Here is a 12,074-nt window from a genome sequence, read left to right as displayed (position 1 = left end):
CTATCGTCTATGCGGCGACTGGCGCATAGGGTGGAGAGACCACCAGGGAGCCGAAGGGCGAGAAGGCCGAGCGCCTGGGTCTTCACGCGATGTCGACGATGACAGGGGAGTGAAGGCGCATGAGTGCTCTTTCCGGCGTGGATCCGCAGATCGCCGAGCTCATCAAGGCCGAGGAGCGGCGGCAGGCCGACACGGTCAAACTGATCGCTTCGGAGAACTATGTCTCCAAGGCCGTTCTCGAGGCCACGGGCACCGTCCTCACCAACAAGTATTCCGAGGGCTACCCCGGCAAGCGCTACTACGAGGGTCAGCAGGTCATCGACCAGATCGAGACCATCGCCATCGACAGGGCCAAGTCCCTGTTCGGGGTGAACCACGCCAACGTCCAGCCCTACTCGGGCTCGCCCGCCAACCTCGCGATCTACCTGGCCTTCCTGAAGCCGGGCGAGACCGTGATGGGCATGGGCCTGCCCTTCGGCGGCCACCTGACCCACGGCTGGTCGGTCTCGGCCACCGGCAAGTGGTTCAACCCGGTCCGCTACGGGGTTCGCAAGGACACCGGTCGCGTCGACATGGACGAGGTGCGCGAGATCGCCCTCCGTGAGCGACCCAAGGTGATCTTCTGCGGTGGTACCGCGATCCCGCGCACCATCGACTTCCCGGCCTTCGCCGAGATCGCCCGCGAGGTCGGGGCCGTGCTCGCCGCGGACATCGCGCACATCGCCGGCCTGGTGGCCGGTGGCGCCCACCCGTCCCCGGTCGGTTACGCGGACGTCATCTCCACCACCACCCACAAGACCCTGCGCGGGCCCAGGGGCGCCATGCTCATGGCCACCTCCGACGAGCACGCCACCGCCCTCAACAAGGCGGTCTTCCCCGGTCTGCAGGGCGGCCCGCACAACCACACCACCGCGGCCATCGCGGTGGCGCTGAAGGAAGCGGCGACCGACGACTTCAAGGACTACGCTCGCCAGGTCGTCCTGAACGCCAAGGCGCTGGCCGAGGAGCTCAGCAGCCGCGGCTTCGATCTGGTCTCCGGTGGCACCGACAACCACCTCATCCTGTTCGACCTGACCCCCAAGGGCATCGGCGGTAAGCCCGCCGCCCAGGCCCTGGACAAGGCGGGTCTGGAGACCAACTACAACACCGTGCCGTTCGACACGCGCAAGCCGTTCGACCCGTCGGGCATCCGCATCGGCACCGCGGGCGTGACCAGCCGCGGCATGGGCGTCGCCGAGATGCGGCAGATCGGCGCCTGGATCGACCAGGTCGTCACCGCCCTGGCCAAGGACGAGGACGAGGCCAAGCACGTCATCACCCGAGTCCACGGCGAGGTCAGGGAGCTCACCTCCCACTTCCCGGCACCCGGCCTGTGACCGAGCCCTCGCGGACGGTGCGCCGGGCACGCTCGGGGCCGTGCCGACGAGGCTGAGCAGATCTTCAAGGGCCGGATCCGTCAGGGCCCCGGTACGCCACGCGTCCCGGGGCCCTGACGCGTTCCCCGGTACGGCCAAAATGGGTTTGCACCGGGCGGGAGGGGCTGCGCTATGGTTCTCCGGAAGGCGTCGTTCGAGAGACGGGCGGCCGTGAGCCACGAGGAGGTGGAGATCATGCGGATTGTTCTGATGATCATGCCATCCATCAACCTCCGGGTGCCCGCCTAGCCGATTCGCGACGGGGCACCCGACCTTTCAAAAGGGTGTACCCACGTTGTCTTCGCCAATCATCTCTTCATCGGCCGCTCTCACCGCGCTCGGCTGGAACGACTTCTTCGCCGCCGAACTCCCCGCCGGTCTGACTCCCGCCCGGGTGTCCCGCGTCGATCGCGGTGCCGCCGAGGTGCTGTCCGCCTCCGGTCATCTCCGGGCCGACTACGGTGCCCGGGTGCGGCGCGAAGCCGCCGCCGATCCCGTGGCCCTGCCCTGTGTCGGTGACTGGGTCGGGCTCCGCCGACTGGCCGAGGGCCGCTTCGAGCTGGAGGCGCTCCTGCCCCGGCGCACCGCGTTCGTGCGTGGCGGTGTCGGCAGGGTCTCCAGGAGCGGGCTCTCAGGTGACTCACAGGGGCAGGTGCTCGCCGCCAACGTCGATGTCGTCTTCGTCGCCGAACCCGCGCTGCACGCCACCGACACCGCGGATCTGGGCAGGATCGAGCGGCTGCTCGCGCTCGCCTGGGAGAGCGGTGGCCGTCCCGTGGTGCTCGTCACCAAGTCCGACCTGATCGGCGAGGGGCTCGACTTCCTGCTGAGGGAGGTGGCCACGGCGGCGCCGGGGGTGGACGTGCACCCGGTCTGCTCGGTCACCGGGGAGGGGGTCGGCATCGTCCGCGAATACCTTGAGGGCACGCGCACCGCGGTGGTGCTCGGCGCCTCCGGCGCGGGCAAGTCCACGCTTGTCAACGCCCTGGCCGGGGCGGGCGTCATGGAGACCCAGCAGGTCAGGGCCGGCGACGGCCGGGGACGTCACACCACCGTGCACCGCGAGCTCATTCCGCTGGCGCAAGGCGGACTGATCATCGACACGCCCGGTATCCGCCGCATCGGCCTGTACGACATGGGCGAGGGTGTGGACATGGTCTTCTCCGACCTGGAGGAACTCGCCGGGCGCTGCAGGTTCGGCGACTGCCGCCACGACAGCGAGCCGGGCTGCGCGGTGCTCGCCGCGATCGAGGACGGCACGCTTCCAGAGCGGCGGCTGGAGAGCTGGAACAAGCTCCAGAGGGAGGCCGCGTGGATGGCCTCCAGAAGTGACGCGCGGCTCCGCAAGGAACTGCAGAACAAGTGGAAGATCATCCACAAGGAGATGCGGAAGCCGGGCCGCAGCAGGCCGTGAAACGAGGGAAACGCCCGTCGTGCGGTGGCCTGCTTCAGACACCGCACGTGCGGGGCCCGACACGACAACGTGTGATCTCGCAAGGGGGACGCGAGATCACACGTGCGGGGGAAGCCGGGTGGAGGTACTACTCAGGCGACGGCACTGATGCCGGCGCTGGCGGCGCGGCGCATGCGACGGCGACGCTCGGAGGCGCGCTCGTCCTCGTTCAGACCGCCCCAGGTGCCGTACTTCTCCGGACGGGACAGCGCGTAGTCCAGGCACTCGGCGCGAACAGGGCACTGGGCGCAGATCGCCTTGGCCTTACGTTCGCGGATGTCACGCTCGGGCTGACGCTCACCGTCGGGACCGAAGAAGAGCACGAGGTCCTCGCCCCGGCACGCGGCGTCATCCTGCCAGCCCCAGCTGGGCCGAGGCCGGGCGGTCTGCCGACGTACCTGAGACATGAGAAAACCACCTTATAGTTGAGAGGTATTTCTGGTTGATGCCGCATTTGGACGCTTGTGGCGTCCCTGGATCCAACGCCTGGATTGGCCGTGATGTTCCCTCAGGTCAGGTCAGCGCGGACGTGGCGTACAGCACAGGGGTCAACCTGTCCAGCGCTACCAGCCGGTAGGTAGTGATCGTATCGGCGCAAGCCGTACCACATGGCGTTGTCAGCGTCATGGGTTCAACCACTACCCGAAAACGAGCGCCACTACCGCGCACAAATACCTCGGTGACGGCGCCGTCCGACCTGGAGGATTCCACGGCCACTCCGCCAACCGAGAGTTCGCCCGTATGAATGCGGATGAAATGCTCAGCGGCCTGCAGTGACTCAGGGATACCTGCGCGTCCCCGGAAACGGTCGAGAATGATCTCACCGGACCGGTACGCGTTGGCTGCCGCGATCGCAGCAGCCTGAGACATGCTGCCGTAGTAAAGCCCGTGTGGCAAGCACACGAGGTTGGCGGCGTATCGATCGCCGCCAACATGTGATGTTTCCCATACTGTGTCCGGCAATGATTTTGCCAAGAACCGAGCTAGGGGTAGTCCAATGCGGGCGCAGCACGCGTTGCGCTTGGCATGCGTGCAGACCAGAAAAACCGGCTCACTCACAAGTATGCAGGACTCCGGGACCACTCCGGCCACCACGCTGTCAAGGTCAAGATCGTCCGGACCTGCGAAGACGCCTTCGGCGACCCACGGCTCGGCGGCGGTGGAGTCGGCGACCATGACGTGAATGCCGGTTTCCACGGGGTTTCTGCGACCCGGGCGGCGAATCAGTTGAGGCCGGATGCCGAGCCGCGTGGCCCGTTTGATAAGAGTGTGAACGCCCTCGGGAAGTTTGCAGTCCTCAAGGTGGGAGGCCCAGGGGCCGGAGTGCTCGATCAGCAGCCAGAAGCGGGCTCCGACGGTCGCGCTGGCGTGGACGGGCAGTTCGCCGGTATGGCAGCCCCGGGGGTGCTCGCATCCCCTGTTCGCCCTGTTCGCCATGTTCGCGCCGCCGGTGATCACACTCTCTCCTCGCTCCGAGTTAGGCAAGACTAACCTAACAGTCGGGTCGGGGTGGCGCAGGGGGAAAAGGATCCTGGGCGGGTAAAAGCGCGCCGGCGATGTCAGTGGTGTCAGTGGGCCAGTGCCGCGCGCGCCAGCGGGAGGGCGGCCTCACGGTCGGAGGGGACGAGTCCGATCCTGGTCCGCCGGTCGAGGAGGTCGTCCACGTCCAGGGCGCCCTCGTGCCTGACCGCCCAGACGAGCTCGGCCCCGGTGACCCCGGTCGGGCCGGCCTCGGCCAGCCAGGGCTCGCGGACCATCAGCGCCCGCACGGCGCCCGCCTCGCTCCCGTACCGCTCCAGGAGCCGGTCCGTACCCTTGCCGTTCCAGCCGTCCGGCCGGACGGCCCCGACGAGGGGCAGGCTCGCGGTGCGGCTCCGGCCCGCCGTGAGCCCGCCGAGCGACACGGCCCGGTCGACCGCCTCCTCGGCCATCCGCCGGTACGTGGTCAGCTTGCCTCCCACCACCGTCACCATCCCGTCCGGCGTGGCCAGTAGCGCGTGCTTCCTGGACAGGTCGGCGGTGTGGCCGTCGGCGGCGAGCAGCGGCCGCAGCCCCGCGTAGGTGCCGGCGACGTCCGCACGCCGTACCGGCTCCTCAAGCACGGAGTTCAGGACGGTGAGCAGGAAGGTCACGTCCTCCTCCGGTGCCTGCGGGACATCCGGGACGGGACCGTCCACCGGCTCGTCGGTGAGGCCGACGTGGATCCGCCCGTCGGACTGGGGGAGCACCAGCGCGAACCGGTTGCTCTCACCGGGGATCGGGATGTGCAGCCCCGCGGCCAGACCCGGCAGCGCCTCGGGTCGCAGTACCAGATGGGTGCCGCGCGAGGGGCGCATCCGGATGTCCGGGTGGAGCCCGGCGGCCCAGACCCCGGTGGCGTTGACCACCGTTCTGGCCCGGATCGTGAAGGTGTCCCCGCCGAGCTCGTCGCGGACCAGCGCGCCCTCGCCGGACACCTCCAGCGCCCGGCAGCGCGTCAGCACCCTCGCCCCCCAGCGGGCGGCGGTCCTGGCCACGGAGACCACCAGGCGGGCGTCGTCGGTCAGCCGCCCGTCCCACGACAGCAGGGCGCCGCGCAGCCCGCGCGAACCCAGCGGGGAGGCGAGGGCGAGCGCCTGCTCGGCGGAGATGCGCACGGGGCCGGGCAGGAGGTGGCGGGGTGTGCCCGCCGCGATCCGCAGCCCCTCGCCGAGCCGGTACCCGGTCATCACCAGCGCCGCCTGGCGCCGGGAGACCGCGGGGACCAGCGGCAGCAGGTAGGGCTGCGCCCTGACCAGGTGCGGCGCGGTACGGCCGAGCAGGTGGCCGCGCTCCACCGCGCTCTCGTACGCCACCCCGACCTGCCCTCTGGCCAGATAGCGGAGCCCGCCGTGGATCATCTTGGAACTCCACCTGGAGGTCCCGAACGCCAGGTCGTGGGCGTCGATCGCGGCCACGGAGAGACCTCGGGAGGCCGCGTCGAGCGCCGCCCCGGCACCGGTCGCGCCCAGCCCCACCACCAGCACGTCCACCACGAGGTCGCGGACCTCGGCGAGCTCGCGGGCGCGGCGGGCGGCGTTGAGAGATGATTTCACCGTCGTAGGTACCTTTCCAGGAGCGTGGCGAGCTCGGCGTCCAGATCGTCCCTGGTGAGCGGGTTCAGCATGGTGGGGCCGGAGAGCAGGAACGACTGGGCCGTCAGCAGCACGCCCCTGGCCAGCCTCGTCGGGTCACCGGGGCGCACGGTGCCGAGGTCCTGTCCTGCGATGATCGCAGACTCGACGAGGCTCAGCATGGCCTCATGGCTTGAGCCCCGGCGATCCAGCAGGTAGGGCAGGAGCAGCTCGGGGTCGACCTCGACGATCTTCCGCCAGAGCGGGTGGTCGCGCAGCGCCCGCACCACCGCCACCGCCGCGGTGACCGGGTCCTCGGTGGCGAACCGGCCGGCGACGCGCACCCACTCACGGGTCATCAGGTCGGCGACGAGACTGCGCATGTCGGGCCAGTGGCGGTAGATCGTCATGCGGGACACCCCGGCCCGGCGGGCTACGTCGGTGAGCGTGGCCCGCCGCACGCCCACCGCGAGGACCACCTCGCGGGCGGCGTCGAGGATCTGGTCGCCGCTCTCCGCGGCCGCGTTGTGACGGATGGACGTCATATGTCACAGTGTAGGGGTGGAAAAACCGATGAGTGTCGCGGAACCCATGCTCTGGTCCGGCTGGGGGGATCCCGCCAAGGCCGCCGACCTGCCGGAACCGATCCGCAAGCTGCTCCACGAGATGCTGGGCGTGCGCCCGCCGCGGGAGCGGGCCGCCGACTTCGGCGAGGTCCGCCTGCCCGCCGTGGCCCTGTCCCCGCTGGTCCTCACCGCGTTGCGCGGGGTCGTCGGCGCCGACCACGTGCGCTTCGACGACGACGCCCGCCTCCGGCACACCCGCGGCAAGTCCACCCCCGACCTGCTGCGCATGCGCGCCGGAGACGGCTCCGACGCGCCCGACGCGGTGGTGCTGCCCGGCTCCCACGATGAGGTGCTGGCGGTCCTGGCGACCTGTGCCGCGCACCGGGTCGCGGTGGTCCCTTTCGGCGGCGGCACCTCCGTGGTCGGCGGCCTGGTCGCGACCAGGCGGGGCTTCGCCGGTGTCGTCTCGCTGGATCTGGCCCGGCTGAACCGGCTGGTCGCCGTCGACCGCGAGTCGATGGTCGCCGAGATGGAACCGGGGCTGCGCGCCCCGCAGGCCGAGCAGCTTCTGGCTGGGCACGGGCTCACCCTAGGACACTTCCCGCAGTCGTTCGAATACGCCACGCTGGGCGGTTTCGCCGCCGCCCGCTCCAGCGGCCAGGCCTCGGCCGGCTACGGCCGCTTCGACGACATGGTCGTCGGCATGACCGTGGCGACCCCGCGGGGCACCCTCGACCTGGGCCGGGCACCCGCCTCGGCCGCCGGGCCCGACCTGCGCCAGGTGATCCTCGGATCGGAGGGGGCCTTCGGCGTGATCACCTCCCTGAGACTCCGCGTCCGGCCGGCGCCCGCCGAGCGCGTCTACGAGGGATGGCGGTTCGAGTCGTTCGCGGCGGGCTCGGCCGCGCTGCGGCGCCTGGCCCAGGAGGGCGCCCTGCCCACGGTGCTGCGCCTGTCCGACGAGACCGAGACGATGATCGGGCTGGCCAGGCCGAGCGAGCTCGGCGCCCTGTCCGCCGACGCGGGCTGCCTGGCCATCGCCGGGTACGAGGGCTTCTCGGAGGTGCCCGCCCTGCGGGAACGGGTCGCCGCCGTGGCGTCCGGGCTCGGCGGCGTCTACCTCGGCCCCGCCCCCGGCGAGTCGTGGGCCCACGGACGCTACTCCGCGCCCTACCTGCGCGACTCGCTGCTCGCCGCAGGGGCGACCGTCGAGACGCTGGAGACCGCCGGATTCTGGTCCAACCTGCCCCGCCTGTACGAGGCCGTGCGGCTCTCGCTGCACGCCTCGCTCGGCTCACCGCTGGTGATGTGCCACATCTCCCACGTGTACGGCACCGGCGCCTCCCTCTACTTCACGGTCGTCACGGCGCAGACCGACGACCCCGTCGGGCAGTGGGAGACGGCCAAGCGGTCGGTCAACGAGGCGATCGTCACGGCCGGGGGCACCATCTCGCACCACCACGGCGTCGGCCGCGACCACCGGGAGGCCCACGCGGTCGAGATCGGCGATCTGGGTGTGGAGATCCTGCGCGGGATCAAGGACCGGCTCGACCCCGAGGGCATCCTCAACCCGGGCGTCCTGGTCGCCCCGGAGAAGCCCGTCTCCTGAGGCCCGTCTTTCCGGCGGGTCTCCCGGGGGCGCCTTCCGGCTTCCGGCGGGCGAGGGGAGGTCAACCGGTGACCACCAGCTTCTCCATGGCCTCGCGGAGCGGCCCGGGGATCCCGGCGGGCCGCCGGGTCTCCCGGTCGACGAACACGTGGACGAAGTGGCCCTCGGCCACGACCGTCTCGCCGTCTCCGCGGAACAGTCCGAGCTCGTAGCGGACGCTGGAACGGCCCAGGTGCCCGATCCGCAGCCCGACCCGGACGGGTTCGGGAAAGGAGACCGACGCCCTGTAGACGCAGTGCGACTCGACGCACAGGCCGATGGCGTCGCCGTCGTGGATGTCCAGGCCCGCGCTCCTGATCAGCCAGGTGTTGATCACGGTGTCCATCATCGAGTAGTGGACGGCGTTGTTGACGTGGCCGTAGACGTCGTTGTCCTTCCACCTGGTCGGAACGGTCTCCCAGTAGGCGTACACGGTGGAACTGTATTCCAGACGCGAGATCCCGGCGGGGACGGGACCGAGCCGGGCAGCGGGCCGGTGGGAGGGGAGTATCGGCTCGTCGCGCGTCCCGGCGGCGGTGCGGACGGCGCCCGGATGGCCGACGCCGCCGACGAGGTCGCGCCGCTGGAGCCGGGAGCCGTGGGCCTGCCGGCCAGGGGACCGGAACGGGCCGGCCCACCCTCGCGCACTTCGACGATTTCCGGTTCGGCTGCTTCTGATGTGGATCGCCCTCTTTTATTGCCTGCGATCCGGGTGCGACTCCTTAAGATCATTGCCAAGATATGGTCATGGTCGATGTTGGACGGGCGGCGCAGCGCGGGCGTGAGGTCTCCTCCCGGGTGTCCAAGGAGGGCGCGGGCTGGTCCTGCACGCGCAGGGGGGCCTTCGAGGACCTGCTGCCCAGCCAGAAGCCCTTCTCCTGGCTCGATGTGCGTACGGTCTGGCGCTCCAGGAACGAGGTCCTCGCGGCCCTGTTCGGAGACCCGTCGGGGCAGGTACGGGCGCGCTGGGTGGCCTCTCAGCGGGCCCGGGGTGCCGACCCCTCCTTCCGCATCCCGATGGACGTCGGTCCCGAGTTCTCCTTCCTGGTCCTCGGTGACACCGGGGAGGGCGACTCCTCGCAGTACGCCGTGGTGCCGGGCATGCTCAGGATCGGCGAGGACACCGCCTTCGCGGTCGTCGCCAGTGACGTGATCTACCCCACCGGCTCGGGGAACGAGTACGAGGACAAGTTCTTCCGCCCCTACCAGGACTACCGGGCGCCGATCTACGCGATTCCCGGCAACCACGACTGGTACGACGGGCTCGGCGGCTTCATGCGCGTCTTCTGCGCCGCCCCGTCGCTGGAGGTGGAGAGCGAGGGGGGCAGGCTTTCGCCCTCCGGGCTGCGCGGCCTGCTCTGGCGCAGGCCCGAGAAGATCGACGAGGCCCGGCTGGCCAGGGCGCGCGAGCGGCGGTCAGGACCCGAGCAGCAGGCCGTGCAGCCGGCCCCCTACTGGGCGATGGAGACCCCCGGGCTGCTCATCGTCGGCGTGGACACCGGCATTCGCGGCGACATCGACTCCGAGCAGGCCGGCTGGCTGCGCGAGGTCTCCCGCGATCCCCGGCCCAAGGTGCTGATCACCGGAAAGCCCATCTACACCCGCAACGATTACAAGCCGTCGAAGCTGGCCGGGGGCGGCACCATCGACGACATCGTCACCGACCCCGCGCACAACTACGTCGCGGCGATAGGCGGCGACGTGCACAACTACCAGCGCTTCCCGATCAAGGTCGGGCAGCGGACCATCCAGTACATCGTGGCGGGCGGCTCGGGGGCCTTCATGCACGCCACCCACACCATCCCCAGGGTCACCGTCGGCGGCCTGCACGAGGACGACTACAGGTGTTACCCGCTCCGCGGTGACTCGTTGTCGTTCTACAGCAGGCTCTACAGCGACCGGCTGCGCATGCGGTGGCTCTACCTCACGCCGGACGAGAGCGCGGCGCTGATGTCCCGGCAGATCGGCAACATCCCGGTACGGGACCTCCCGGCCGTGCCGATCACCCGGCGGATGAGATGGGCGGCCCGGATCCTCGGCGGCTGGCCGATGCCGTTCCGGCTTCCGGTGGGCAGGATCTTCCACCGCTATCTGTCGGAGCTGTCGGACTGGGACACCCCGCCGTTCTTCAAGAGCTTCCTGCACGTCTCGGTGACGCCCGAGGACCTACGGATCCGCTGCTTCGCCGCCACCGGCTGCCTGCCGCAGGAGATCGAGCCCCCGCTTGAGGACGAGATCGTCATACCGCTCGCCTGACCCGGCCGTAATGTCGTATCGGCGTGGCACTGTTGGCGTATGAACGTGTCAGTCGCGGCCGCCCCCGGCGGTGGGGGCGTTCTGCGCGTGGACGGCGAGTCCGCCGTGGCCGTCGCCGATCTGGTCTCGGCGGTCCGCGAGCTGGAGGCCCGGCGGCCACGCTGGGTCTGGGCCGACACGCGGGAGGTCTATCCCGCGCTGCTCGCCGCCGGCGTGCGGCTGGCGCGCTGCCACGATCTGGCGCTGACCGAGAGCCTGCTCCTGGCCCACGAGGGACGGTTCGGCGAGCCCCGCTCGGCCAGGGCCGCCCACGCCAGGCTGCGCGGCCTCCCCGTGCCGGACGACCATCAGGGACCCCAGGCGCGGCAGGCCACCCTTTTCGAGGAGGAGGCGCCGGCACCCGACGCGGACCTGGTCGCCGAGGTCCACGCCGACCAGCTGCGGCGCATCGAGGCCACCGCGGACCCGCGGCGGTTCCGGCTGCTGGTCGCCGCGGAGTCGGCCGGGGCGCTGGTCGCCGCGGAGATGGCCAGGGAGGGCATGCCCTGGCGCGAGGACGTGCACGACGAGCTGCTGACGGGCCTGCTCGGCCCGCGCCCGGTGCACGGTATGCGGCCCGTCAAGCTCCAGGCCCTGGCCGACCAGGTGGCGGCGGCCTTCGGCACCCCGTTCAACCCCGACTCTCCGCAGCAGATCGTCAGGGCGTTCAAGGCGGCGGGCGTGCCCGTCTCCTCCACCAGGGCCCACGACATCAGGCAGGTCGACCACCCCGGTGTCGCACCCCTGCTCGCCTACAAGGAGATGGCCAGGTTCTACAGCTTCCACGGCTGGGCCTGGGCCGACCAGTGGGTCCGAGGCCACCGCTTCCGGCCCGAGTACGTGGTGGGCGGCGTGGTGACGGGCCGTTGGGCGACCAACGGCGGCGGCGCCCTGCAGATCCACAAGCTGATGCGCAAGGTCATCGTGGCCGACGACGGTTGGGCGCTGGTCGTCGCCGACGCGGCTCAGCTGGAACCGCGGGTGCTGGCCGCCATGGCCGGGGACGGCGGCCTGGCCAAGGCGGCCGGGCAGATCGACCTCTACCAGGCGCTGGCGCAGGCGTTCGGCGGCGAGCGCGACAACGCCAAGATCGCCATGCTGTCGGCGATGTACGGGGGCACCAGCGGAGACGCGCCCAAGCTGCTGGCCGTGATGCGCCGGCGCTTTCCCCGCGCCTACCAGTTCGTGGAGGACGCCGCCCGCGCGGGGGAGGAGGGCAAGGTGGTCCGTTCCTGGCTGGGCCGCACCTCGCCGCCGCCCTCGGCCGGCTGGCGAAAGCTGGTCTCGGGTCCCGAGGGAGGCCGCGCGGCCCGCGACCGCGGCCGGTTCACCAGAAACTTCGTGGTCCAGGCGACCGCGGCCGAGTGGGCGCTCGCGCTGATGGCGGTGCTGCGCGGCCTGCTGCCCGACCCGGCCAGGCTGGTGTTCTTCCAGCACGACGAGGTGATGGTGCACTGCCCGGCCGAGCAGGCCGACGAGGTCGTCGCGGCGGTCGGCAGAGCGGCGGAGGAGGCGAGCCGGCTGCTGTTCGGATCGACTCCCGTCCGCTTCCCGATGCAGGCGGTCCAGGTGCGGTGCTACGCCGACGCCAAGTGAGCTCCGCCT

The 12,074-nt window shown here is 70.8% G+C and carries 10 protein-coding genes and 1 riboswitch; of the genes, 5 read left to right on the top strand and 5 right to left on the bottom strand.

The features are described 5' to 3' along the window. The first annotated feature begins 4 nt into the window (after window positions 1-4). Window positions 5-87: riboswitch (ZMP/ZTP riboswitch) on the top strand. A 32-nt stretch (window positions 88-119) separates the two neighbouring features. Both glyA and rsgA read left to right on the top strand, forming a co-directional pair. Next, window positions 120-1,376 (top strand): serine hydroxymethyltransferase, encoded by a 1,257-nt coding sequence (gene glyA, locus ACQP0P_RS32360; protein ID WP_433362009.1) that lies wholly within the window; start codon window positions 120-122, stop codon window positions 1,374-1,376. A gap of 334 nt (window positions 1,377-1,710) precedes the next feature. Continuing rightward, window positions 1,711-2,829: a ribosome small subunit-dependent GTPase A gene (gene rsgA, locus ACQP0P_RS32355; RefSeq protein WP_433362006.1), complete on the top strand. Its 1,119-nt coding sequence runs from the start codon at window positions 1,711-1,713 to the stop codon at window positions 2,827-2,829. 131 nt (window positions 2,830-2,960) lie between these two features. Here rsgA and ACQP0P_RS32350 read toward each other — a convergent pair whose 3' ends face one another. The 4 genes from ACQP0P_RS32350 to ACQP0P_RS32335 all read right to left on the bottom strand — a co-directional run bounded on the left by ACQP0P_RS32350 (window position 2,961) and on the right by ACQP0P_RS32335 (window position 6,505). Then, window positions 2,961-3,275 (bottom strand): WhiB family transcriptional regulator, encoded by a 315-nt coding sequence (locus ACQP0P_RS32350; protein WP_012893126.1) that lies wholly within the window; start codon window positions 3,273-3,275, stop codon window positions 2,961-2,963. A gap of 106 nt (window positions 3,276-3,381) precedes the next feature. Further along, a complete protein-coding gene (locus ACQP0P_RS32345) occupies window positions 3,382-4,326 on the bottom strand; it encodes a sucrase ferredoxin (protein WP_433362003.1) in 945 nt (314 codons plus the stop codon). 110 nt (window positions 4,327-4,436) lie between these two features. Continuing rightward, window positions 4,437-5,942, bottom strand: coding sequence for a glycerol-3-phosphate dehydrogenase/oxidase (locus tag ACQP0P_RS32340; protein ID WP_433362000.1), 1,506 nt, complete (start codon window positions 5,940-5,942; stop codon window positions 4,437-4,439). Beyond that, window positions 5,939-6,505: a TetR/AcrR family transcriptional regulator gene (locus ACQP0P_RS32335; protein WP_433361998.1), complete on the bottom strand. Its 567-nt coding sequence runs from the start codon at window positions 6,503-6,505 to the stop codon at window positions 5,939-5,941. Before ACQP0P_RS32335 ends, ACQP0P_RS32340 begins: the two co-directional genes overlap by 4 nt. Window positions 6,506-6,551: 46 nt before the next feature. Here ACQP0P_RS32335 and ACQP0P_RS32330 point away from each other — a divergent pair, with 46 nt between their 5' ends. After that, complete coding sequence (locus ACQP0P_RS32330; protein ID WP_433382219.1) at window positions 6,552-8,135, top strand: FAD-binding oxidoreductase; 1,584 nt, start codon at window positions 6,552-6,554, stop codon at window positions 8,133-8,135. 61 nt (window positions 8,136-8,196) lie between these two features. On the opposite strand, the gene ACQP0P_RS32325 is transcribed toward ACQP0P_RS32330, so the two are convergent. Then, window positions 8,197-8,607 (bottom strand): acyl-CoA thioesterase, encoded by a 411-nt coding sequence (locus tag ACQP0P_RS32325; protein ID WP_433361995.1) that lies wholly within the window; start codon window positions 8,605-8,607, stop codon window positions 8,197-8,199. Window positions 8,608-8,921: 314 nt separating this feature from the next. On the opposite strand from ACQP0P_RS32325, the gene ACQP0P_RS32320 reads away from it, so the two are divergent. Beyond that, on the top strand, window positions 8,922-10,430 hold the full coding sequence (locus ACQP0P_RS32320) for a metallophosphoesterase family protein (protein WP_433361992.1): 1,509 nt from the start codon (window positions 8,922-8,924) through the stop codon (window positions 10,428-10,430). Between the two features lie 39 nt (window positions 10,431-10,469). Beyond that, complete coding sequence (locus ACQP0P_RS32315) at window positions 10,470-12,065, top strand: bifunctional 3'-5' exonuclease/DNA polymerase (RefSeq protein WP_433361989.1); 1,596 nt, start codon at window positions 10,470-10,472, stop codon at window positions 12,063-12,065. The last annotated feature ends 9 nt before the right edge of the window (window positions 12,066-12,074 follow it).

The organism is Streptosporangium sp. CA-115845, assembly GCF_050943795.1.
Taxonomy (GTDB): domain Bacteria; phylum Actinomycetota; class Actinomycetes; order Streptosporangiales; family Streptosporangiaceae; genus Streptosporangium.
This window is presented reverse-complemented; position numbering and strand designations above follow the sequence as displayed.